Origin of the sequence: Labrenzia sp. PHM005 (assembly GCF_006517275.1) — a bacterium.
Classification (GTDB): domain Bacteria; phylum Pseudomonadota; class Alphaproteobacteria; order Rhizobiales; family Stappiaceae; genus Roseibium.
The window spans coordinates 432,204-456,512 of record NZ_CP041191.1 but is presented as its reverse complement, the minus strand read 5'-3'; the positions used below and the strand labels follow the sequence as shown (position 1 = coordinate 456,512).

Genomic DNA, 24,309 nt, shown 5'->3' with positions numbered 1-24,309 from the left:
CGAGGTTGGGTTTTGAAGCGTATCGGGATCAAGCGGGAAACTATCCGGGAGAAACTGGAAAAGGCGGACGCTGTCCGCATGAAAGTCTTGGATGATGTTAAATTCATCCGCTCCTGGGCGCAAAATCCACTTAGAACCGGCGCTGTGGCACCCTCAGGACCAGAGCTGGCTGCGCGCATGGTGTCCTTCTTAACACCGCGGCCACACGCTAGGGTCGTTGAACTCGGCCCGGGGACTGGTGTTGTAACGAAAGCGCTGTTTGAGGCTGGATTTTCAAATCACCACTTGAACCTGATCGAATACAGCGCAGACTTTTGCGACCATTTGGAAGCACGATACCCAGGCCTTCCTGTCTTGCAGGGCGATGCCTATGCCTTGCGCGGGACGCTCTCCAATCGTGGAGGGTTTCTGGACGAAACTCACGAGCCGCAACACTCGCTTGACGGAATCGTGTCATCCTTGCCTTTGCTGACGCGCCCCGAAAAAGACCGTAAGGCGTTTTTGTCCGAAGCACTTGATCTATTGAAGCCTGGTGCCCCGCTGATCCAGTTTTCGTATGGGCTTGCTGCCCCGGTGAAACCCAAGACCCGGGCTGTCTCCATATTCAGTTCCGAATGGATCTGGAAAAACTTGCCGCCGGCCCGCGTTTGGGTCTATCGCAAGGCGAATTGATTGCCGCAAGAGACAGTCTTGCAGGCTGCGTAGTCTCTTGAAAGGGCCTTCATGCGCAATCCGAAAATCCTTGTTCTATCCGGTTCCGCCCGTGCTGGGTCTCACAACAGTAAATTGACGGCTCTAGCTGCAAAAAAACTGGCGATCCTGGACGCCCAAGTCACGCAAATATCGCTGAAGGACTATCCCCTTCCAATCTACGACGGTGATCTTGAAAGCGCCGACGGGGTTCCGGAAAATGCCAAGAAGCTAAAGATGCTTTTTGTCGAACATGATGGCGTTTTTATCGCCTGTCCCGAATACAATGCCGGTATTACCCCGCTGCTTAAGAACACGCTTGACTGGATCAGCCGGGTGAAAGATCCCGGTGAAGCCTATCGATCGAAGATCTTTGCGATTGGCGCTGCATCTCCCGGAGGTTTTGGAGGCATGCGTGGCCTAATGGGCATGCGGACCATCCTTGAGGTCGGCCTAGGCGCAATGGTGCTGCCGCAAATGGTGTCTGTGGCCAAAGCCGGTTCAGCATTTGACGAGCGCGGAGATCTGGCGGACGAACGGGCGTCTGCAAACATGGACAAGCTGATCGACGCACTCCTACGTGCCACTCGGATTGAGCTGTCTCACTGACAAAGATGTCTTCTTGCGCCAGGAAATATCAGGGATTGCTTTTCAAGCCCTGATTTGATCCCTACATAGGGCGGCGTTGCAGCAAAAACATGAGGATTAGATGAGCGATACGCGCGAGCCGGCAGTCTGGCATGGCACGACCATCATGATGGTGCGTAAGGGCGGAAAGGTGGTCATCGCAGGTGATGGCCAGGTGTCGCTTGGCCAAACCGTGATCAAACACACCGCACGCAAGGTCCGTCCCCTGGCCAAAGGGGATGTGATCGCCGGATTTGCTGGGGCAACAGCCGATGCCTTCACTTTATTCGAGCGGCTCGAAACCAAGTTGGAACAATATCCGGGCCAGTTGATGCGGGCCTGTGTAGAGCTTGCGAAAGACTGGCGGACCGACCGGTATCTGCGCCGGCTGGAAGCCATGATGCTAGTTGCCGATAAGACGACTTCGCTGGTATTGACCGGCACCGGGGATGTTCTGGAGCCGGAAGGCGGGGTGATGGGCATCGGATCCGGCGGAAACTATGCTTTGGCCGCGGGCCGTGCGCTTGTTGATACCGATTATGATGCCGAAACAATCGCACGCAAAGCAATGGCGGTAGCTGCTGAAATCTGCGTCTACACCAATGAAAGCGTAACGGTCGAAGTTCTGGAAGCGTCCGAATAAGCGCCGGCCCTCAGTTTGGCCTATGAGAGCTGGCTGTTGCCGATGTGAGTAGACTTGGTACCTCGGCTCCTTCTGCGGAGTTTTTGAGACACCCGTGAGCGTGTGTGTCCAACTCACTGCGTGGGACGATCCAAGTCAATGCAAATCCGGCAAAAGAGAGCTTATCAAAAGACACAGTTCCGTGCGAAGCAGGGTATATTGAATACTCTGGTGGCCTCCTAAGCGGCACGCACCCTTCAAATGGAAGGTCTTTGACGAGAAATGGAGAAACCATTGAGCGAGTCGGCCCAAAAAACGGACGGCCATGATGGAAGCCCGCTGGATTCAGTGCGCTTAGCCGCCGCTGTGTCGGAAGGGATCCTCACCGAGGACCAGGCAGAACGTCTTACAGATTTCTGGACCAGCCGGGGAACCAGCAGCCCTTTAGCCGAAACCTTGCCGCATGCCGATATCGAAGAAGTCCGGTTTGTCCGAGGCTTCCATGATATTTTTATCAGCCTTGGGATCGTCATATTGATGGTCGGCCTCATCTACGGTTTGAATGACATTTTGCCGGCCTGGGCGATTTCTGCAGCTGGGGCTTTGGCGATCTGGGGGCTGGCAGAAGTCTTTTCCCGCCAGATGCGTCTCGCTTTGCCGTCTTTCCTGCTGAGCTTGGCTTTCACTCCGTTTTTCTTCATTGCCTGCTTTGGTCTTGTCGTAGATCAGGATCTGACGAGTTTGAGCATGGGCGGATGGCGTCAAACTCATGAAACTGCGTTGGTCATACCGACGTCATTGGTGGCGTTGACCGGCGCAATTCTGTTTTATTGGCGGTTCAAGGTTCCCGTCGGGATCGCCGGAATTACCGGGGGCTGCCTGTATATAGCAGCCGTACTGATCGAATTGGCGGTGCCGGGCTTGATTGAAGCGCACCATGTCTTGTTCTTCTTGATCCTCGGATTGGTGACCTTTTCGCTGGCTATGAGTTTTGACATCAAGGATCCGGCCCGGGTTACGCTCAATTCCGACAAGGCCTTCTGGCTGCACCTGCTGGCTGCACCGTTTATCGTTCATTCCATCCTGGCTCTGGTATCAGCAGATATGGGGCAAGGGTCTGTTGGGTATTCGGTGGCAGTCATTGGACTGTTTCTGGTGCTGGCAACCGTGGCGCTGGTCGTCGACCGCCGGGCGCTATTGGTGTCTGCGATGAGCTATCTTGGTTTTGCAATCGGATACCTGATCACCCAGGCAAATGTCTCCGAGGAAGCGGCCTTTGCCGTAACCCTTCTGGTGCTCGGCAGTTTCATCCTGCTGATCGGGTCTGCCTGGAGCTTCCTGCGCCGGGTGTTGCTTGCACCATTGTCAGGCCAACCCTTGCTGCGTTACCTACCGGCGACCACATAGACCGAAACTACTATCTTCTTCTGTGCGAGTGATACCTGCGAATGACCGACTTTTCTCCACGTGAAATCGTCTCCGAACTCGACCGCTATATTGTTGGCCAGAAAGACGCCAAACGTGCGGTTGCCATCGCCTTGCGCAACCGTTGGCGCCGTCAGCAGCTTGAAGGCGAGATGCGCGAAGAGGTTCTGCCAAAGAACATTCTCATGATTGGCCCGACGGGTGTCGGCAAAACGGAAATCTCCCGCCGCCTGGCAAAACTGGCCCGTGCCCCCTTCACCAAGGTGGAAGCCACCAAATTTACAGAAGTCGGGTATGTCGGCCGGGACGTTGAGCAGATCGTACGGGATCTTGTCGAGGCCGGGATATCGCTCGTTCGTGAGGAAAAACGCGAAGCGGTGAAAGCCAAGGCGCATGTTCTAGCCGAAGAGCGCGTGCTTGATGCCTTGGTCGGGGCCAACGCAAGCCCGGCAACGCGCGACAGCTTCCGGGCCAAACTGCGCGACGGCGAGATGGACGACAAGGAAATCGAAATCGAGATCCGTGCCCAGGCGCAAATGCCGAGCTTCGATCTGCCGGGTATGCCGGGAGCGAGTGTTGGTGTTATGAATGTCTCCGATATACTCGGCAAAGCCTTTGGCGGACAGACAAAAACCAAGCGCACCACCGTGCGCGATTCCCATCAGCTGCTGGTCAATGAAGAATCCGACAAGCTGCTCGATGAAGACAAGATCGTCGAAGAAGCGATTTCCCTGGTTGAAAACTCCGGCATCGTATTCCTGGACGAAATCGATAAGATTTGCGCCCGTGAAGGCCGTGCTGGCGGAGATGTTTCCCGCGAAGGTGTCCAACGCGATCTTCTGCCGTTGATCGAGGGGACAGTGGTTGCCACCAAACACGGGCCTGTGCGCACAGACCATATTCTCTTCATAGCCTCTGGCGCCTTCCATGTCGCAAAGCCTTCGGATCTCTTGCCGGAATTGCAAGGCCGACTGCCGATCCGGGTGGAGCTCCGCGCGCTTACACAAGAAGACTTCCGTGCGATCCTGACAGAACCGGAAGCAAGCCTCATTAAGCAGTACATTGCCTTGATGCAGACTGAAGAGGTGACTCTGTCTTTCTCGGAAGATGCCATTGACGAAATCGCGTCCGTTGCGGTGGATCTCAACGGTTCTGTCGAAAATATCGGGGCCCGCCGCCTGCAAACCGTCATGGAACGGATTCTGGACGAGATCTCTTTCACTGCCCCGGATCGGGCTGGTGATACGGTTGAAATTACAGCGGAGTTCGTCAAAGAGAATATCGGCGATTTGGCGAAAAACGTCGATTTGTCGAAGTTTATTCTCTAGCCGGGTTTAGAGCTGCACGCGGCAAATTCGCCGCTTGCAGCCGGCCGGGTCCGATGGCAGCATGCACAAATGGTAGCAATTCGAAAAAGCAACGAAGAAGGGCATCGCCGGAAGTTTCTGGTGGTGGTCGACGATACGCCAGAGTGTGACCGTGCCATTGTCTATGCGGCCAAGCGCGCGGCGCGGACCAGTGGTGTTGTGACATTGTTGTTCATCATCGCACGCGGCGATTTTCAACATTGGCTCGGAGTAGAGGACATCATGCGTGCCGAGGCGCATGAAGAAGCCGAAGCCACATTGGCCAAGGCGGCTCAGAGGGTCCGCTCAGTTGCCAGGACGGAGCCGGAAACCGTGATCCGCGAAGGCAGCATGAGCGAAGAGATCATTGAGCTGATTGAAGCCGACGCAGACATCGCGATCCTTGTCCTGGCGGCCAGCACGAATTCCGAGGGGCCTGGTCCGCTTGTTTCGTCGATTGCCGGTAAATCTGCCGGAACTTTCCCGATTCCGGTCACGATCGTACCAGGCAATCTGGATGATGATTCGATTGCGGCGCTTGCCTAGAGCTGTGTTTGCAGGCGGAAGTTAAGCCGGCCGGGCTTGCGGCCCTTTGGCACAATTGTGTTTTCTTGATTTTGGTAGATAATTGCCTATCTAGTTTTTAATGGTTCCAAACTGGATCGGGATCAGTTAAAAGGTCCCATCGGTGTTTTGCGATGATAGCGAGGGCGCATGACACCACCCATTAGGGCGCACAGTTGAAAGAGCGCGCTAGGCGCAAGGACGGAAGATATGTTCATTCAAACCGAAGCAACGCCGAATCCGGCCACCCTGAAGTTTCTTCCGGGCCGGGTTGTCCTGCCGGAAGGCACATATGATTTTCGCACCAAGGCGGATGCGGGCGCGTCGCCACTAGCCGAAAAGCTGTTTGATGTTCCGGGCGTCTCTGCGGTTTTCTTTGGCCATGACTTTGTAACCGTCACCAAGGACGACACCGACTGGCAGCACATGAAACCGGCGATCCTCGGTGTCATCATGGAACAGTTCATGTCCGGTCAGCCAGTCATGGCAGCTGGCGAAAGTGAAAACATCGAAGAAGGCGAGTTCTTTGAAGAAAGCGACCAACAAACGGTCGACACCATCAAAGAATTGCTGGAAACACGTGTGCGGCCTGCTGTCGCACAGGACGGCGGTGATATCACGTTTAAGGGCTTCAAAGAGGGAATTGTCTATCTCTCTATGCGCGGTGCCTGTGCCGGTTGCCCATCGTCCACGGCTACATTGCAGCACGGCATTCAGAACCTTCTGCGCCATTTTGTGCCGGAAGTTGAGGAAGTTCGCCCAATTTGATGTGAGCTTACGACCTGAGTTTTTTGGAACCCGGCATGCGTGCCGGGTTTTCTTTTTTTCCTTTTGAATTTCTCTGTGGGTTTCAAGCCCCCCATTGGATCTAGGTCCAAAGCCCGGCTCGACTCAGCGCGGTCTCCGCGATAGAGCGAATGTATTATGCGCGTACTGGCAATCGATACAGCACTGGCCAATTGTGCCGCCGCGGTACTGGATAACGGCGCCGCTTCGGCGTGCTTCGAAACCTGCGGCGAGGAAATCGGCCGCGGCCATGCTGAAAAACTCATGGATATGATCGGAACAGTGATGGCTGAAAGCTCCACTGCCTTTTCCGATTTGGACCGGGTTGCGGTCACGGTAGGGCCTGGTAGCTTTACCGGCCTTCGGGTTGGTCTGTCCGTCGCCCGCGGTTTTGGCCTTGTGCTTGAAAAGCCGGTTGTTGGGATCACGACCCTTGCGGCAATCGCCCGCTCCTGCGCACCATCTGACAATGGCCCGCCCCTTTTGGTCGCTCTGACAGGGAAAGGCGAAGAGGTCTATTGCCAGCAATTCTCTGATGATGGCGCGCCTTTGAGCGACGCGGGGGTGCAAACCTTGTCAGAACTTGCGAGAACCCTGCCTGAGGACATAAGGTTTGCCGGGTCAGCGGCAGACAACGTAGCGCAGTCAACAGGGGCAGACGCAAGCCGGGTAATTTCCAGATGCGCTTATCCGGGGATCCGGGCGGTGGCTGAACTGGGATTGGTAACGGAACCGCTGTTGGCTTCACCATCTCCGCTTTATCTGCGGCCGCCCGATGCGACACCGCAGAAAAAGGGAAGGATTGAACGGCAATGAGTTTTTGGTGGTTCTGGGCTCAGCCGCCGGTTATCGAAGAGGCGCTGGACGAGGATCTACCTAAGATCGCCGAAATCCACGCAGTATCCTTCAAACACGCATGGGATGCGGACGAACTTGCCCGTATGAAGGCGCAAGACAGCACCACCATGTTGGTCGCCCGGCGGTCCAGTCCCTATGGCACACGAAGCCCTCTTGGGTTCCTGATTCTGAGAACAGCTGCAGACGAAGCAGAGGTGATTACCATCGCTGTTCACCCGCGTCAGCGTGGTCGTGGGATTGGCAAAAAGCTGATGGAAGCTGGTTTGTTCCGGCTTTATAGCGACCGGTGCAAGAGCTTGTTTTTGGAAGTGGATTCGGCAAATGACTCTGCGATTTTGCTGTACAGGTCCTTAGGTTTTAAGGAAGTTGGCAAGCGCAAAGGCTATTACAGCGACAGTGGAGGAGACGGGACAGCGCTTGTCATGCGCGTTGATCTTGGCTAATCGCTGTATCCATCGATGAGACTTGAAGGCACTTATTTTTCATGACGGACGAGCGGACGACATCGCTGGCGGAACTTTGCGTGGCAAAGGGCATGCGCATGACAGAACAGCGCCGCGTGATCGCCTCCGTGATTGAAGAAGCCTCTGAAGAGCATCCGGACGTAGAGGAACTCTACCGCCGGTCCGTTGCCATCGACCCGAAAATCTCAATTTCCACTGTCTACCGGACCGTCAAGCTGTTCGAAGATGCCGGTATGATCGAGCGCCACGATTTCAGGGATGGCCGTTCCCGTTATGAAACTGTGCCAGACGAGCATCATGATCATCTTATCGATTTGCGCAGTGGGCAGGTGATCGAATTCCGGAACGAAGAAATCGAGGCCTTGCAGGAGTTCATTGCAAAAAAGCTGGGCTACAAGTTGGTCGATCACCGGCTGGAACTTTATGGGGTTCCTATTGATCCCAAGAAGGACACGGACAGCGATGGCTGAAATCAAGGCAATTCTGACGATCTTGCTTTTGACACTCGTCTCTCTTGTCTTGATTCCGCTGCAGTGGATTGCAGTGAAGCTCAACCTTCCTATTCAAAAAAACCTTCCCCATATCTGGCACAAAATCGCGACCAGCCTGGTTGGAATCCGGATACATCAGCAGGGCGCGCCTGCTCCAAACCGCCCGCTTCTGATCGCCGCCAATCATGCATCCTGGGTGGATATTACGGTCGTTGGCTCCCTAATGCCGCTGTCCTTCATCGCCAAGTCCGAGGTCTCCGGCTGGCCGGTGTTTGGCCTTTTCGCCAAGCTGCAGCGGACCGTGTTTGTCAACCGCACCCGGAGAACAGAAACCGCTGCGGTCGCTGACACCATCGCTGTGCGGATGGCCGAAGGCGATGCAATGGTGCTGTTTGCCGAAGGCACATCGAACGATGGCAATTGTGTCCTGCCGTTCCGCTCCGCGTTGCTGGGTGCGGCTACCCGGGCAGCCGGCGGAGATCAGGAGTCCGGGGTATGGGTGCAGCCACTGTCAATCGCCTATCAGGGCCTCTTCGGCATGCCGATGGGCCGGGTGCATCGGCCGCATGTTGCCTGGTATGGCGATATGGAACTTGCCGGACATCTTTGGGGCATCTTTAAACACGGTGCACTTGATGTGGCTGTTTATTGGGGCGAGCCGGTTCGGGTCGAAGCGGCGACGGATCGAAAGGTCCTCACGCGACACCTGGAACGCGAAGTTCGGGCGCTCACCATGGCCGCGCTGCGTCAAAAACCGGTCGAACGGTTCGATTCCGATGAAATCGAGGCGTCTGAGTTCTTCTCAAACGCGGAAAAAACCGCTAAAGCAGGCGCTTGAATTTCGGTACCGCCCGTTGTCAGAGTGAACAGCGGAGAGAATGCGGGTGCGGATCATGAGGATCCGGCACCTAGGCACCACCACCCAATGACATGCTGGCCGCCCGGTGAGGGCCATGAGGAGCGAATGACAAGCCGCCCGGAAGCAGAACAGGATATCCCCGCCAAAGCGGACGCAAAGTCCGGTGATGGCGCAAATACGCACAAGGTGTTTGTGCGCACGTATGGCTGCCAGATGAATGTCTATGACAGCGAGCGCATGACCGATGTGCTGGCACCTGAGGGCTATCAGACCACCGAAGACATGGACGATGCCGACCTGGTGATCCTCAACACCTGTCACATCCGCGAAAAGGCTGCAGAAAAAGTTTATTCCGAACTTGGCCGGATCCGGAAGGTCAAGGAAGCGCGCGCCAAATCCGGCAAGGACATGATGGTGGGTGTTGCCGGTTGTGTCGCTCAGGCGGAAGGTGAAGAAATTTCCCGGCGTGCACCAATTGTCGACATGGTCGTGGGTCCGCAGAGCTATCACCAGCTGCCCTCACTGCTGGATAAGGCTCGCCAGGGCAAGAAGGTGGTTGAAACCGAATTCGATATCGACGCCAAATTCGACCATCTGTCCGAGCGAGCCGAAAAGCCGGTCATGAAACGCCCGCCATCGGCTTTCCTGACGGTTCAGGAAGGTTGCGACAAGTTCTGCACCTTCTGTGTTGTGCCTTATACGCGCGGCGCAGAAGTTTCCCGTTCTGTTGAGCAGATTGTTACCGAAGCGCAAAACATGGCTGCATCCGGTGTCCGCGAAGTGACGCTGCTCGGCCAGAACGTGAATGCGTATCACGGTGAAGCCACCGACGGCACGATCTGGAGCCTGGGACGGTTGCTGCGCCGGCTCGCGGAAATCGATGGACTGGACCGTTTGCGGTACACCACCAGTCATCCACGCGATATGGATGATGAGCTGATTGAGGCGCACCGGGATCTGAAGAGCCTGATGCCATATTTGCACCTTCCGGTTCAGTCCGGGTCGGACAAGATCCTGAAATCCATGAACCGGAAGCATACACGGGACGAGTATTTCCGGTTGATTGATCGGATCCGCCAGGCAGCTCCGGATATTGCGCTGTCGGGCGATTTCATTGTCGGATTTCCGGGTGAAACGGATCAGGATTTTGAAGACACGATGGACCTGATCCGCCGTGTCGAATATGGCTCGGCTTTCTCGTTCAAATACAGCCAGCGTCCGGGCACTCCGGGCGCGACCATGGACGATCAGGTGCCGGAAGATGTTAAGTCTGCCCGCCTTCAGGAGCTTCAGGCTTTGTTGAGCGCGCAGCAAAAGGCCTTCAATGCCTCGCGTAAGGGCATGACCTGCGATGTCCTTTTGGAAAAGAAAGGCCGCAATCCGGGCCAGCTGGTTGGAAAATCTCCGTGGCTGCAGCCGGTTGCATTGGATGCGCCCGAGACGTTGATTGGCAGCATACAAGCGGTGGAAATCGTTGACATCGGAAGCAATTCGCTGTTCGGACAGCTAATTGCGGGGCAAGATGCTGGTGATGGAACCGGTGCCATACCGGCCCCGGCGGCCTAAGGAGACGTCATTTGACGCGCGACAGCCAATCTTCGTCCCAAAAACTGCCCGAATCCGCGGCTTCGGCCTCTGACATGACCCACATCGTCCTTGCCTTTGAAGATAACCGCTTGATCGGGGATCTCTTCGGGCAATTCGATCAGAACCTTGCCTTGATTGAACAGCGTCTTGGCGTAGATGCCATCGCTCGGGGAAATCAGGTGACACTGAAGGGATCAGAGGCAGGCTGCGCCCAGGCCCGCACTGCGCTGGAGGCGCTTTATCAACGGCTGTTGCAGGGACAGGAGATCCATCCCGGTGACGTGGATGGGGCCTTGCGGATGGCGGCTGCAAGTGAAGCCCAGCTGCCGCTCCCGACCCTTGAGCCGAAATCCCGCTTGGCCTTTGCTCAGATTGCCACCCGCCGCAAAACGATTGTGGCCCGTACACCCACCCAGGACGCCTATATCCGGTCTATGGACCGGGCCGATTTGATTTTTGGTACAGGCCCTGCGGGAACAGGTAAGACGTTTCTAGCGGTTGCCTATGCAGCTGCGCTTTTGGAACGGGGAGATGTGGCAAGGCTGATTTTGTCACGTCCGGCTGTGGAAGCGGGCGAGCGGCTCGGCTTTTTGCCTGGCGAGATGAAAGATAAGGTCGATCCGTATCTGCGGCCGATTTACGATGCTCTGTACGAGATGATGCCGGCGGAAAAAGTCGACCGCGGCCTGCAATCCGGCATGATTGAAGTCGCGCCGCTGGCGTTTATGCGCGGCCGGACCCTGTCAAATGCAGTTGTTCTGCTCGATGAAGCGCAGAACACTACATCAATGCAGATGAAGATGTTTTTGACCCGTCTCGGTGAAGGATCAAAAATGATTGTCACGGGAGATCCAAGCCAGATCGACTTGCCCGCCGGCCAGAAGTCCGGCCTGCGTGAAGCGTTGGGGCTGCTAACAGATATCCCGGCGGTCGCGCACATCCGGTTCAATGAAACCGATGTTGTCCGGCATGAGCTGGTCGGCCGGATCGTGACAGCTTATGACAATGCTTCACGCGAGGAATCTGAAGCCCGTGAACGGCGCTTTGCAGCACGCCAGGACGGAGATGAACCGGATCGGTCCGGACGCCGTTCGCGCAGCAGTGCCGCGGCATCTTGAGGGCATAGCAGGAACGATGGCATCAGCTTTGCCAGACGGCTTTCAGATTGATATTGCGGTGGAGGCGGGAGACTGGCCCGCGGAAGCGCAGCTTCTTAAGCTGGTCCAAACTGCTGCCGCCGCGGCTTTTCGTGAAGCCGAGCTTGAAGTTTTGGACGGAACGGAAGTCTCGTTGCTCTTCACCAATGATGCCGGCATCCAAAAGCTGAATCATCAATGGCGGGAAAAAGACAAGCCGACCAACGTGTTGTCGTTTCCCGGCAGCGATCCGCAGGAAGATATTTATGGGCCCCTCTTAGGGGACATTGTCTATGCTTATGAGACGGTCGCCCGTGAGGCGAAAGACCTGGGAATTGAATTTAACAACCACCTTACCCATCTCACGGTTCATGGATTGCTTCATCTTTTTGATTATGACCATCAGGAGAATGATGAAGCCGAATTGATGGAAAGCCTTGAAACAGCCATTTTGGCTAAACTTGGTATTGATGATCCTTATGCTGACCGGCCCCTTGAAGCCGATGGCGATTAAGGGGACACTAGAGCACTTGGATCGAAAACTGATCGATGATGAACGCAGCTGAACCGCGAAGTCCTGACGGCGAAACACATTCCGCCAATTCAGGGGCCGCACAAGACGGGGAAGACCCGCAACAGACGAAGCCGCAGAAACCTGCGGCGATCCTTGATACGTTCAAACGCTTTTTGCGATTGGGCCGTGGCTCTTCGAGCCTGCGTGAAAATCTTGAAGACGAACTTGCACGCGAAGTTTCTGGCGATACTGCATTTTCTCCCGAAGAGCGGATGCTGCTTGGCAATATCTTGCGGCTGCGGGAAAAGCGCGTCGATGATGTCATGATCCCGCGCGCCGACATTGATGCGGTTGATCTGGATACCAGCCTCAGCCGGGTGATGGAGTTGTTCCGAAGCAGCGGCCACTCGCGCATGCCGGTTTATGAGGATACGCTCGATGATCCACGCGGTATGGTTCATATCAAGGATTTGATGGCTTATATTGCCGAGCGTGGCTCTGGTTTGAGCGCAGAAGATGTGGAAGGCGCGGACAAGGATTCTGACGGTAACGAGGCAGATAATGTCACGCCGCTTCCAGGTCACAATCTTTCCAACCTGGATTTGTCATCAGTCGATTTGTCGGCAACGCTCAAAGAAACCAATCTTTTGCGCAACCTTCTGTTTGTGCCGCCGTCTATGCCGGCAACGGACCTCATGGCCAAAATGCAAGCAGGCCGAATTCAGATGGCGCTGGTGATCGACGAATATGGCGGCACCGATGGCCTGGTGTCCTTGGAAGATCTGGTCGAGGAAGTCGTCGGCGACATTGAAGACGAACACGACGAAGATGAAGAAGCCATGCTGACAGAAGCCGGCGAGGGCATCTGGATTGCTGATCCGCGTCTGCCGTTGGAAGAGCTTGATGAAGCGCTGGGCACACGATTGAACGGCGGCGAGATTTCCGAAGATGTCGATACGCTTGGAGGACTTCTCTACATTGCGGTCGGCCGGGTTCCGGTGCGCGGCGAACTGTTGGTGGTGCGGGATGTTCCGGGCTATGAATTTGAGATCATGGATGCTGACCCACGCCGCATAAAACGCCTGAAGATCCGTAAAGGACGGGGGGAAATCCGCCCGCAGGATCTGCGCCGGCGGGCGAAAAGGGCAGACGCAGGGACACCGGACGCTGAACAAGTCTCCTCGGATGCGCCCGAACAGCCACCAATAGCCTCCTAACGGCTGCTTTAAATCTCGAATTGCTGGAACAGTTGATGGCTGTAAGGGTTGACCCCGCCCTTGCAAGCGGACAAACCTGCCCTCAATTTTTCAGCGAATCGGATACGCATGCACCTGCTTATTGAGAAGCTCTCTCTCTTACCCAATGCATTTTTATTGGCCTGGGGGTGGCCCCGCCGGGGATTGTGTCTGCTGTTAGGAGCTGTTTCCGCCTTAGCGCTGCCCCCTTTTGGACTGTTCCCAATCCTGTTTCTGACTTTGCCAGCATTCGTCTGGCTGCTTGATGGCGCATTGGAAACCGGAAAAAGCGGTGCTTTCAAACAGGTTCGCACCGGATTTGTCCTCGGCTGGTTGTTTGGCTTTGGCTATTACCTGTCTGGCCTCTGGTGGATCGGATCGGCGTTCCTGGTGGAGGCGGAACGGTTTGCTTGGCTGATGCCCTTTGCCATCGTGGCCATGCCGGCAGGGCTTGCCTTGTTTACTGGTCTTGGAGCTGCGCTGGCAGGTTTTTTCTGGGGAGATACGCGGTGGCGGATCTTGCTGCTTGCCGCAGCGATGACACTTGCTGATTGGCTGAAGGGAACCGTTTTAACCGGATTTCCCTGGAATGCCTTTGGCTACGCTTTTTCCGAAAGCCTGGTTCTTGCCCAAACGGCCAGCCTTGTTGGGTTGTATGGATTGAGCTTCTTGGCGTGGGGTGTTTTCGCGATGCTAGCTGTGCTGGCTGATTCCCGGCCATTGAGTCAACGGTTGCTGCCGGTTGCTGCCGCTACGGCCGTTTTGATCTCAATGGCGGGTTATGGCGGCTATCGGTTGATGGCCTCAGAGACCGAGTACGAGGATCTGGATATCAGGATCGTGCAGCCTGCAGTCAGTCAAAAGGACAAGTGGCAGCCGGAGCTGCGTGATCAGATTTTCCAAACGTATTTGGACATGACAGAGGCGCCGCTTGGAGGCGGTGCACGGGTTGGTGTTCCGCGTTTGGTTGTGTGGCCCGAATCTTCAATCCCATTTCTCTTAACCCGCGAGCCTGGCGCCTTGAGGCGGATTTCAGCGGCACTTGGGACACACAATGAACTTGCCGTTGGGGCGGTTCGGGTGGAGGCAGGTGAAAATGGGCCGCTCTATTTCAATAGTATCTATACAATCACCGGCGACGGCGCCGTGAGCGGGCTCTATGACAAGGTGCGCCTCGTGCCGTTTGGCGAATACGTTCCCTTCAAACAGGTGTTGGACCAAGTTGGGATCAGCAATTTGGCCGGCCCAGGTGTGGGATTCCAGGCCGGATTTCAGCGACGGCCGCTTACGGTCTTTGAAGATTTCAGTTTTCTTCCGCTGATTTGTTATGAGGCGATATTTCCGGTAATCACAGCAAGCGCGTCACCAAGACCAGCCTTTTTTCTGAATGTGACAAATGATGCTTGGTTCGGCCACACCCCGGGTCCCTACCAGCATTTTGCGCAAGCCCAGCTGCGATCGATAGAAACGGGTGTGCCGACGGTTCGTGCAGCCAACACGGGCATCTCCGGTATGATCGATGGCCATGGACGTATATTATCTAAACTTGCGATTTTCGACAAAGGGTTGATCGACGCCAAGCTTCCAAAACAAATTGATGAAACGTTTTATCGGAGTTTTCAGAATGCTCCGGTGCTGATTATTTCGATTATTATTGTAATTTTCTCCAGTATTCGCAGGTACAACCGATTTTCGCGCTTAAATTGATATTTTTTGTTTGAGTTGAGTGAAAGAAGTGTGATACAACCGTGACATAGCTGATTGAAAGCTAACGTAGGCGCAAGCGAGAAGTTGCGGGCGGACTTTCTTCTTTTTGGGTTTGTGGGAACCTGGATGGGCTTGCGTAATAAATAAAACAAGGCTGTTAGCGGCCCATTGGATATTAGAAAGAACAACGCCGATGCCCAGTAAGAAATCTCCGAATCCGATCGACATTCATGTTGGCAGCCGGGTCCGCTTGCGCCGTATGATGCTTGGTATGAGTCAGGAAAAGCTTGGCGAAGCTCTTGGCATTACGTTCCAACAAATCCAAAAATACGAAAAAGGTACCAACCGAATTGGTGCCAGCCGGTTGCAACACATTGCGACCATCTTGAAAGTTCCGGTTTCCTTCTTCTTTGAAGATGCACCGGGAACTCCGGAAGAGGCGGAAGGCTTTGGTGAAACTCAGCCAACGTCCTACGTCGTCGACTTCCTCTCCTCGTCGGAAGGTCTGTCCCTGAACAAGGCATTCGTGCGCATAGAAGACCCGAAGGTCCGGCGCCGGATCGTGGATCTGGTTAGATCGCTTGCCGGCGATGAATAATAAAAAATAACCATCTTCTTGACGTGGCCCCAAACTTCTTAGATTGATGGCAACTGAAGCGGCGGTAGTTATCGCCGCTTCTTTGTATTCATTCCCAGAAGGACGATCGCCAATGGCACGTCAGAATTACCTTTTTACCTCCGAATCCGTGTCTGAAGGACATCCGGACAAGGTTTGTGACCGCATCTCCGATGTGGTTGTGGATGCCTACCTTAGAGAAATGCCGGAAGCCCGTGTTGCTGCAGAAACGCTAGCGACAACCAATCGGATTGTAATTGCGGGAGAAACCCGCGGACCGGCGACCATCACCAATGAATATATCGCTCATCTAGCGCGCATGGCGGTGAAAGACATCGGCTATGAGCAGGATGGGTTTCATTGGGAAAATTGTGACATCGCAGTTCATCTACATGCCCAGTCTGCCCACATCGCACAAGGCGTTGATGCTGGTGGCAACAAAGATGAAGGTGCGGGTGATCAAGGGATCATGTTCGGGTATGCGTGCCGCGAAACCGAAGAGCTGATGCCGGCGCCGATCCTGTATTCGCACAAAATCCTGCAGTTGCTGGCCGAGGCCCGCAAATCTGGCAAGGAACCGGTTCTTGGTCCGGATGCCAAGAGTCAGGTGACCATTCGTTACGAAAACGGCAAGCCGGTTGGCGTAACCTCGATTGTCCTGTCGACCCAGCATCTCGACCCGGCGCTGACATCCCGTGATGTTCAGGCGATTGTCGAGCCCTACATCCGCACAGCATTGCCGGACGGCTGGATCTCAGGTGAGACTGTTTGGCATGTGAACCCGACCGGCGCCTTTGTTATCGGTGGTCCTGATGGCGATGCCGGCCTTACCGGCCGCAAAATTATCGTCGATACCTATGGCGGCGCCGCGCCCCACGGCGGTGGAGCATTCTCCGGCAAAGACCCGACCAAGGTGGACCGGTCCGCGGCCTATGCGGCCCGCTATCTTGCCAAGAACGTTGTCGCAGCAGATCTCGCAGACCGCTGCACAATACAGCTGTCCTACGCGATTGGCGTCTCCGATCCTCTGTCGGTCTATGTCGATCTGCATGGCACCGGCCGGTGCGATGAAGCCCGGCTGGAAGTGACATTGCGCGAAGTCATGGGTCTCAGCCCGCGTGGTATCCGTGAGCATCTGAAGCTCAACAACCCAATCTACGAACGCACAGCTGCTTATGGTCATTTCGGCCGGCAGCCGGAGGCCGACGGTGGGTTCTCTTGGGAAAAAACTGATCTGGTTGACGAACTGCGTCCGCTTGCAGGATAAGCAGCGCCAAAGACGCGACACCAACAAGATGAAAATCGCCGGCCGTCTTGGCCGGCGATTTGGTTTGAAGCTATGACAGATCGTTACGAAGGTTCCTTTTTTGGCCGACGCAAAGGCAAGCCGCTCAGTCCGCGCCGTGAGGCGCTCATGACAGATGTGCTGCCAGAGTTGTCGCTTGACCTGACCGCGCCACCACCCTCAGACCTGAAGGACCTCTTTAAGACCGGAGTCGAAACAGTCTGCCTGGAAGTGGGATTTGGCGGCGGCGAGCACCTGTTACACCGGGCCCGTACCAATCCAAAAACCGGATTTATCGGCATCGAGCCTTTTGTCGGTAGCATGGCAAAGGCCGTTGCGGCTGTGACCGATGAGGGGCTGCAGAATCTCCGGCTCTATGATGATGATGCGGTCAATGTTCTGGATTGGCTGCCGGAAGCGTCCCTTGATTTGGCCTATCAGCTCTATCCTGATCCCTGGCCCAAAAAGCGCCATTGGAAACGCCGGTTTATTAATGAACAGAACCTGGACCGTTACGCTCGCGCGCTTAAGGCGGGCAGTCAGTTCCGGTTTGCCAGTGACATCGACACCTACATAGACTGGACGCTGCGCCATTGCCGCGCTCACCCTGCATTCGAATGGACAGCTGAAACCGCGGCGGATTGGAAAACACCCTGGGATGGCTGGCCAGGAACCCGCTATGAGGCCAAAGCGATCCGTGAAGGCCGGGTTGGCCGGTATCTGACGTTCCTACGCGTCCAAACCAGCTAGGCAGAAGCTGCAGCGGAAACGGCGGCAAAAATGCTCGCAATGCTGCTGCGCAACTTCTTTTGGAGCAAAGTAGCCAAGACCCTTGCATTTTGGGCTGGTTTGGAGTTATACAGCCCCAGTTTCATCTCAAACGGCTTATATGAGCTCTTGAGAGTGGGCCCGCCGGGGACCCGCTCTTTTTGGCTTACACAAACCGGAAACATCGAAATCAATCAGCAGGCTGCTGCCCGAAACAACTCGAGTCACCAAATGTCCTGCTGAGATCAAACGCCGCTATAAACGGTAATATGGAGCCAGGTGTTGAGCGCACGCGATCCGAGAATTGTCACTGAACAGGGCCTTGATGCCCGGGTTGCGGCAATTGTTGAGCCGGTTATTGAAGATCTCGGCTACCGTCTTGTGCGCACCCGTATTACCGCGGCAAACGGTTGCACGCTGCAAATCATGGCAGAGCGTCCGGATGGCACCATGACGGTTGAGGACTGTGAAACCATCAGTCGAGCGGTGTCTCCCGCTCTGGATGTGGAAGATCCGATCAACCGGGCTTATCATCTGGAAGTGTCCTCACCAGGCATCGACCGGCCGCTGGTGCGCGCTGGCGACTTTGAGCGTTGGGCAGGGCACGAGATGAAAGTTGAGATGGATGTCATGCAGGATGGCCGCAAGCGCTTCCGTGGAGCTTTGCTCGGCGTGGAAGGCGCGGCGGCCAAACTACGTTTGCCTGATGCGCGCGAGAATGAGCCGGACATGGTTCTGCTGCCGCTTGAGGACATTGGCGAAGCAAAGCTGGTGTTGACCGACGATTTGATTACAGCAGCTCTTCAGGCCGAAAAGGCGGCACTGGCCGCACGCGGCGAAAGTGAAGACGAGCTGTCACAGGATAACTCGCCCAACTGAGCGTAGCGCTCGCTGGCAATTGGATAAACGCGCCCGACCCGACCCTTGGCGCAAGAGGAGTGGACTATGGCAATCAGCGCTAACCGGCTGGAACTGTTGCAAATTGCGGATGCAGTTGCACGGGAAAAGTCGATCGACCGGATGATCGTCATCAACGCTATGGAAGATGCGATCCAGAAGGCGGCCCGCTCACGTTACGGCTCGGAGACCGAAGTTCGCGCAGAGATCAATCCGAAAACCGGAGATATCCGTCTGCAGCGGCTGCTTCAAGTGGTGGAAGCCGTTGAAAATGTCTCCACTGATATTGCCCTTGAGGACGCGCAGGCGCGCAACCCGGAAGCCAATCTTGGTGATTTCATTGCTGAGCCGCTGCCGCCGCTGGATTTCGGACGGATTGCCGCCCAGTCCGCCAAGCAGGTGATCGTCCAAAAGGTGCGTGAAGCCGAGCGTGACCGTCAGTATGAAGAATTCAAAGACCGTGTTGGCGAAGTCATCAACGGCGTGGTCAAACGGGCCGAATACGGCAACGTTATTGTGGACCTGGGACGCGGCGAAGGCATTGTCCGCCGGGATGAATTGATCCCGCGTGAGATCTTCCGCACCGGTGACCGCATCCGTGCCTTTATCTACGATGTGCGCCGCGAACAGCGTGGGCCGCAAATCTTCCTGTCCCGGACCCATCCGCAGTTCATGGCGAAGCTGTTCGCGCAGGAAGTTCCGGAAATTTACGACGGCGTCATTGAGATTAAATCTGTTGCCCGTGACCCGGGGTCCCGCGCAAAGATTGCTGTGATCTCCAAGGACAGTTCGATCGACCCGGTCGGCGCCTGTGTCGGTATGCGCGGCAGCCGTGTCCAGGCTGTCGTTGGCGAACTCCAGGGTGAGAAGATCGACATCATTCCGTGGAACGACGAAGCTGCGACTTTCATCGTCAACGCGCTTCAGCCAGCTGAAGTTGCCAAAGTCGTTCTCGATGAAGATGCGGAACGTATTGAAGTTGTCGTTCCGGACGACCAATTGTCTCTTGCTATTGGCCGCCGTGGCCAGAATGTCCGCCTGGCATCCCAGCTGACCGGCTGGGCCATCGACATTATGACCGAGCAGGAAGAATCCGACCGGCGCACCAAGGAATTCCAAGAGCGTTCGCAGCTCTTTATGGAAGCCCTCAACGTGGACGAGATGGTTGGTCAGCTTCTGGCAACTGAAGGCTTCACGTCGGTTGAAGAAGTTGCCTATGTGGAGATCGAAGAGATTTCCATGATTGAGGGCTTCGACGACGACACTGCCGTCGAAATTCAAGCGCGTGCCCGCGATTACCTGTCCGAGTTGGAAACCAAATTGGACGAAGAGCGGATCGAACTTGGTGTTTCCGACGAACTGCGCTCGATTGATGGCCTGACAACCGCTATGATGGTGGCCCTCGGCAAGGATGACGTCAAAACGATGGAAGACCTTGCAGGATGTGCAGCCGACGACCTTGTTGGCTGGACCGAGCGCAAGGACGGCGAAACCAAGCGCTACGACGGTGCGCTGTCCGGCTATGATGTTTCCCGTGCTGATGCGGAAAACATGGTGATGGCGGCCCGTTTGGCGGCCGGCTGGATCACCGAAGAAGAACTCGCTGCCCAGATGGCAGAAGAGGAAGAAGTTCTGGAAGAGGCCGAGGCCGAAGAAGAGGTTGTTGAGGACACACCAACAGGCGTGATCCTGAACGGCTAATGGAGAGGGGCAAATAGCCTCCCGCAATATGGAAGTGATCAACTTATCTGCATTCTAAAGTAAGCGGCTTTGTTGCAGGTTGATCTAGAGGAGTGGCGGCGTGCCCAGGAAGAATGAGCCAACCGAACGGCAATGTGCCGTTACCAGGGAGGTTCAGCCCATCAGCTCGCTGATCCGGTTTGTACTTGACCCAGACAGTCAAGTGGTTCCGGATCTGAAAAGGGTTCTTCCAGGCCGCGGCGTTTGGGTAACAGCGTCGAAGGATGTCGTGGCTGTTGCCGAAAAAGACCGGAAGAAAGTGTTTGGCAGAGGCTTCAAAACCGAAGCCCGCGTTGAACCAGGATTGGCAGACCAGGTCGATTCGCTTATGGAACGTGCAGCGCTTCAAGCGCTCTCCATGACGCGCAAGGCCGGTGAGCTAATCACCGGCTATTCGAAAGTTGACGCAGCCTTGCGGCAGGACACTGTCGCGGGTCTGATCCATGCCTCCGATGCTGCGGACGACGGGGTGCGGAAGCTGGCGGCGGTGTCCGCAGGCAGAACAGAACCAGCAAACGGGTGCCAAATCGTCCGTTTGTTCGATTCGGACCAATTGGATTTGGCATTGGGCCGGTCAAATGTGATACATGCTGCACTGCTTGCGGGGCAGGCCAGCGAAAATTTCTTGGCACGGGTACGTGACTTGGAGCAATTTCGCGGCTATTCCGTCGCAGACGACGAAAAGAGCAACGCATAGCAGGGCGGTTGCGCAGGACTGAAGGCAATATGAGCGATACGAAGAATCCAGACGACAAGACAATCAGCGTTGAGCGTGGCAAAACGCTTGGCCTCAAGCGTGGTGGTGGCGATTCAGGAACGGTTCGCCAGTCCTTCTCGCATGGCCGGTCGAAAAACGTCGTTGTGGAGAACAAAAAGAGACGCCGTGTCGTGTTGCCGGGCCAGGAGCCGAAACCTGAAGCTCCGGCACCGGTCACGCAGCGTCTTGAAAAGCCAGCCGAAGCGCCACGCAAGCCGGAAGCTCCGGCTGGCCGCCAGGGCCGCAAACCTGCAGGCGGGCAGCGCCAAAAAGGAAACGGCAACGTTCTGCGGACGCTGACGCCGAGCGAAGCGAAAGCACGCGCTGCAGCTCTGGAGATGGCCAAGGAACGCGAGGTTGTAGAAGCCGCGCGCCGCGAAGAAGACGCCAAGCGCCGCGCTGCAGAAGAAGCGCAGCGCAAACAGGAAGAAGAAGTTCGCGCGAAAGCCGAAGCAGAAGAGCGTGCCAAGCGCGAAGCTGAAGAAGCAAAAGCTGCTGCCGAACAGGCCAAAGCTGATGAGGCTGCAAAAGCCCAAGAGGCTGCTGAAAAGACGGCCGAGAAGCCTGCTCCGAAAACGGCCCAACAGGATCGTCCGGCTCAGCGGCGCGAAGTCCGAAAGGCTCCGGGGCGTGATGAAGGCAAGCCGCGCAATCTCAATGATATGGGCAAGCGCAAAGCGTCGCCGGCACCGGCCAGCCCGAAAGCGGAAGAACGTCCCGCAGCAGGCGCAGACGACCGCAACAAGAACCTCCGTGCGGTTAAACGGCCCAAAGCGGCTCCGGCTCCGGCTCCTGCCCGTCCGAAGGGCGGTGATGATCGGCGTCGTTCGAAGCTAACGATTTCGGCTGCGACCGGCGGCCACGATGGTCAGCGCACACGTTCACTCGCGTCCATGCGCCGCCGCCAGGAGAAGGCGAAACGCGGTCAGCAGCAGGTCGTTCGCGAAAAAGTCATGCGTGAAGTCACGCTTCCAGAAGCGATCACCATTCAGGAACTCGCCAACCGTATGTCGGAGCGGGCCGTTGATGTGATCAAGCTTCTGATGAAGCAGGGCCAGATGCTCAAGATCAACGATGTGATCGATGCCGACACGGCTGAACTCATCGCTGAAGAAATGGGCCATACGGTCAAGCGTGTCTCTGAAGCGGATGTTGAAGAGGGGCTCTTCTCTTCTGATGATGACGAGGGCACCCTGCAGGCACGTCCGCCGGTCGTGACCATCATGGGCCACGTTGATCATGGTAAGACATCTCTGCTCGACGCTGTCCGCAAAGCGAAGGTGGCAACCGGCGAAGCGGGTGGCATTACCCAGCACATCGGCGCTTACCAGGTCGAGCAGGACGGCAACAAGATCACCTTCATCGATACGCCAGGCCACGCGGCATTCAGCCAAATGCGTGCCCGCGGCGCCAAGTCGACCGACATCGTGATCCTGGTTGTTGCTGCAGACGATGGTGTCATGCCGCAAACCAAAGAAGCTATTGCGCACGCCAAGGCGGCCGATGTTCCGATCATTGTTGCCATCAACAAGATGGACAAGCCGGATGCCGATCCAAACCGGGTTCGCACGGAGCTTCTGAGCGAAGAGCTTGTGACCGAATCCATGGGCGGTGACGTCATTGACGTTGAAGTGTCTGCCAAGTCTGGCCAGAACCTCGACAAGCTTCTGGAAATGATCCTGTTGCAGTCCGAAGTTCTTGAACTTCAGGCCAACCCGGACCGGACCGCAGAAGGTATCGTCATTGAAGCACAGCTCGACCGTGGCCGTGGTCCGGTTGCTACTGTCCTCGTCCAGAAAGGTACTCTCAAGCCGGGTGACATTCTCGTCGCTGGCGCTGAGTGGGGCCGCGTTCGCGCAATGCTGGATGAAAACGGCAAGCAGGTGAAAGAAGCAGGCCCGGCCAAACCGGTCGAAGTCCTCGGCTTCCAGGGAACACCGGCTGCTGGCGACATGGTCGCCGTGGTTGAAAACGAAGCACGCGCTCGTGAAATCACCGATTACCGCCAGCGTCAGATCCGTGAGAAAGCCTCTGTGGTTGCCTCTGGTGCCCGTGGCTCTCTTGAGCAGATGATGAACCGTCTGCAGGAAACTGGCCGCAAGGAATTCCCGCTGGTGCTCAAAGCAGACGTTCAAGGGTCTGCCGAAGCGATCGTTCACGCGTTGAACGAGCTTGGCACCGACGAAGTGGGTGCGCGCATCCTATTGTCAGGTGTTGGTGGCATCACAGAGAGCGACATCACCCTCGCCTCAGCCTCCAAGGCGCCGATCCTGGGCTTCAACGTTCGTGCCAACAAACAGGCGCGAGAAGCAGCTCAGCGTGATGGCATCGAAGTTCGTTATTACAACGTGATCTATGATCTCGTCGATGACATCAAGGCAGCCATGTCTGGCCTGCTGTCGCCGGAACGCCGCGAGACTTTCCTCGGCAACGCGGAGATCAAGGAAATCTTCCACATCTCCAAAGTTGGCAAGGTTGCTGGTTGTTTGGTCACCGAAGGTGTCGTGGAGCGCGGCGCGCAGGTTCGCCTCATCCGCGACGACGTGGTTATCCACGAAGGCGAATTGGGCACGCTCAAGCGCTTCAAGGACGAGGTCAAGTCTGTCGAATCCGGTCAGGAATGCGGCATGAACTTCACCAAGTACCAGGACATGCGTCCGGGCGACGTAATCGAGTGTTTCCGCGTCGAGCACATCAAACGCTCGCTCTAAACGCCGGAACCAATCGGAAGACATTCGCGCCGGCGGGACTTTAAAGGTCACGCCGGCGCCCTTGCATTTGGAGCCCCCTATCGGCTCTGGTTAGGACCATTCAAATGGCGAAACATTCTGGACAGGACAGCCGCGGACCATCGCAGCGCCAGCTCAAGGTTGGCGAAACGGTGCGCAAAGAATTATCCGACATTCTGACCCGCGGACGGATGTCCGATCCGGATCTGGATGGTGTCATCATCACCATTCCCGAAGTGCGGATGACACCGGATCTGCGTTTGGCAACATGTCTCGTCATGCCCCTTGGCGGCGTGAACGCGGAAAAGGTCGAAAAGGCTCTTAATCGCAGCGCCAAATACCTGCGTGGTCAGGTGTCGCGCCGGCTGACAATGAAATACATGCCGGACTTGCGCTTTGTGCTCGATACCAGGTTTGATGATGATGACAGGATCGAAACGCTGCTGCATTCGCCGGAAGTCTCCAGGGATCTGGCGAGTGATGAAGAGACCGATACCGAGAACTGATAATCTCATTTGCCGTGACTGTCTTTGAACGACAAAGACATTAGCTGTCCGGGTTCTGCCCGGGCATGACGACCGCGTCCGAATTTTGCCTGACAGAAAA

The 24,309-nt window shown here is 56.0% G+C and carries 24 protein-coding genes; all 24 read left to right on the top strand.

The annotated features are described in order from the left end of the window. Positions 1-12: 12 nt before the first annotated feature. A complete protein-coding gene (locus FJ695_RS02240; protein ID WP_141183920.1) occupies positions 13-672 on the top strand; it encodes a class I SAM-dependent methyltransferase in 660 nt (219 codons plus the stop codon). A 51-nt stretch (positions 673-723) separates the two neighbouring features. Then, positions 724-1,299 carry an NADPH-dependent FMN reductase gene (locus tag FJ695_RS02235; protein ID WP_141183919.1) on the top strand — a complete coding sequence of 192 codons (576 nt, stop codon included), beginning with the start codon at positions 724-726 and terminating at the stop codon, positions 1,297-1,299. A gap of 100 nt (positions 1,300-1,399) precedes the next feature. Then, positions 1,400-1,960: an ATP-dependent protease subunit HslV gene (gene hslV, locus FJ695_RS02230; protein WP_141183918.1), complete on the top strand. Its 561-nt coding sequence runs from the start codon at positions 1,400-1,402 to the stop codon at positions 1,958-1,960. Positions 1,961-2,233: 273 nt separating this feature from the next. Further along, positions 2,234-3,346: a hypothetical protein gene (locus FJ695_RS02225; RefSeq protein ID WP_141183917.1), complete on the top strand. Its 1,113-nt coding sequence runs from the start codon at positions 2,234-2,236 to the stop codon at positions 3,344-3,346. 41 nt (positions 3,347-3,387) lie between these two features. Beyond that, positions 3,388-4,692, top strand: coding sequence for an ATP-dependent protease ATPase subunit HslU (gene hslU / locus FJ695_RS02220; RefSeq protein WP_141183916.1), 1,305 nt, complete (start codon positions 3,388-3,390; stop codon positions 4,690-4,692). A 69-nt stretch (positions 4,693-4,761) separates the two neighbouring features. After that, on the top strand, positions 4,762-5,256 hold the full coding sequence (locus FJ695_RS02215; protein ID WP_141183915.1) for a universal stress protein: 495 nt from the start codon (positions 4,762-4,764) through the stop codon (positions 5,254-5,256). 228 nt (positions 5,257-5,484) lie between these two features. Continuing rightward, on the top strand, positions 5,485-6,042 hold the full coding sequence (locus tag FJ695_RS02210; protein WP_141183914.1) for a NifU family protein: 558 nt from the start codon (positions 5,485-5,487) through the stop codon (positions 6,040-6,042). Positions 6,043-6,198: 156 nt separating this feature from the next. Then, the gene (tsaB, locus tag FJ695_RS02205; protein ID WP_141183913.1) at positions 6,199-6,876 is read left to right on the top strand and encodes a tRNA (adenosine(37)-N6)-threonylcarbamoyltransferase complex dimerization subunit type 1 TsaB; all 678 of its coding nucleotides are present in this window, start codon (positions 6,199-6,201) and stop codon (positions 6,874-6,876) included. Next, a complete protein-coding gene (gene rimI / locus FJ695_RS02200; protein WP_141183912.1) occupies positions 6,873-7,361 on the top strand; it encodes a ribosomal protein S18-alanine N-acetyltransferase in 489 nt (162 codons plus the stop codon). Before tsaB ends, rimI begins: the two co-directional genes overlap by 4 nt. 41 nt (positions 7,362-7,402) lie before the next feature. Further along, on the top strand, positions 7,403-7,852 hold the full coding sequence (locus FJ695_RS02195) for a Fur family transcriptional regulator (RefSeq protein WP_141183911.1): 450 nt from the start codon (positions 7,403-7,405) through the stop codon (positions 7,850-7,852). Then, positions 7,845-8,711: a 1-acyl-sn-glycerol-3-phosphate acyltransferase gene (locus FJ695_RS02190; RefSeq protein WP_141183910.1), complete on the top strand. Its 867-nt coding sequence runs from the start codon at positions 7,845-7,847 to the stop codon at positions 8,709-8,711. The genes FJ695_RS02195 and FJ695_RS02190 overlap by 8 nt, the downstream gene beginning before the upstream one ends. A 126-nt stretch (positions 8,712-8,837) precedes the next feature. Beyond that, complete coding sequence (gene miaB, locus FJ695_RS02185; RefSeq protein WP_209010889.1) at positions 8,838-10,298, top strand: tRNA (N6-isopentenyl adenosine(37)-C2)-methylthiotransferase MiaB; 1,461 nt, start codon at positions 8,838-8,840, stop codon at positions 10,296-10,298. A 74-nt stretch (positions 10,299-10,372) separates the two neighbouring features. Next, entirely contained in the window at positions 10,373-11,437 is a 1,065-nt protein-coding gene (locus tag FJ695_RS02180) for a PhoH family protein (protein WP_141188535.1), read from the top strand. Positions 11,438-11,453: 16 nt separating this feature from the next. Then, a complete protein-coding gene (ybeY, locus tag FJ695_RS02175; RefSeq protein ID WP_141188534.1) occupies positions 11,454-11,969 on the top strand; it encodes an rRNA maturation RNase YbeY in 516 nt (171 codons plus the stop codon). A 35-nt stretch (positions 11,970-12,004) separates the two neighbouring features. Continuing rightward, on the top strand, positions 12,005-13,186 hold the full coding sequence (locus FJ695_RS02170) for a hemolysin family protein (RefSeq protein WP_141183909.1): 1,182 nt from the start codon (positions 12,005-12,007) through the stop codon (positions 13,184-13,186). A gap of 108 nt (positions 13,187-13,294) precedes the next feature. After that, positions 13,295-14,911 carry an apolipoprotein N-acyltransferase gene (gene lnt / locus FJ695_RS02165; RefSeq protein WP_141183908.1) on the top strand — a complete coding sequence of 539 codons (1,617 nt, stop codon included), beginning with the start codon at positions 13,295-13,297 and terminating at the stop codon, positions 14,909-14,911. A 193-nt stretch (positions 14,912-15,104) separates the two neighbouring features. After that, positions 15,105-15,509: a helix-turn-helix domain-containing protein gene (locus FJ695_RS02160; protein WP_094073420.1), complete on the top strand. Its 405-nt coding sequence runs from the start codon at positions 15,105-15,107 to the stop codon at positions 15,507-15,509. Positions 15,510-15,621: 112 nt separating this feature from the next. Further along, positions 15,622-16,794, top strand: coding sequence for a methionine adenosyltransferase (gene metK / locus FJ695_RS02155; RefSeq protein WP_141183907.1), 1,173 nt, complete (start codon positions 15,622-15,624; stop codon positions 16,792-16,794). 72 nt (positions 16,795-16,866) lie between these two features. After that, positions 16,867-17,562, top strand: coding sequence for a tRNA (guanosine(46)-N(7))-methyltransferase TrmB (locus tag FJ695_RS02150; protein WP_141183906.1), 696 nt, complete (start codon positions 16,867-16,869; stop codon positions 17,560-17,562). Between the two features lie 300 nt (positions 17,563-17,862). Further along, positions 17,863-18,459 carry a ribosome maturation factor RimP gene (gene rimP / locus FJ695_RS02145; RefSeq protein WP_141183905.1) on the top strand — a complete coding sequence of 199 codons (597 nt, stop codon included), beginning with the start codon at positions 17,863-17,865 and terminating at the stop codon, positions 18,457-18,459. 66 nt (positions 18,460-18,525) lie between these two features. After that, a complete protein-coding gene (nusA, locus tag FJ695_RS02140) occupies positions 18,526-20,178 on the top strand; it encodes a transcription termination factor NusA (protein ID WP_141183904.1) in 1,653 nt (550 codons plus the stop codon). A gap of 100 nt (positions 20,179-20,278) precedes the next feature. Beyond that, positions 20,279-20,914 (top strand): RNA-binding protein, encoded by a 636-nt coding sequence (locus FJ695_RS02135; RefSeq protein WP_141183903.1) that lies wholly within the window; start codon positions 20,279-20,281, stop codon positions 20,912-20,914. A gap of 29 nt (positions 20,915-20,943) precedes the next feature. Beyond that, a complete protein-coding gene (gene infB, locus FJ695_RS02130) occupies positions 20,944-23,685 on the top strand; it encodes a translation initiation factor IF-2 (RefSeq protein ID WP_141183902.1) in 2,742 nt (913 codons plus the stop codon). Between the two features lie 104 nt (positions 23,686-23,789). Then, a complete protein-coding gene (gene rbfA / locus FJ695_RS02125; protein ID WP_141183901.1) occupies positions 23,790-24,209 on the top strand; it encodes a 30S ribosome-binding factor RbfA in 420 nt (139 codons plus the stop codon). Positions 24,210-24,309 lie beyond the last annotated feature (100 nt).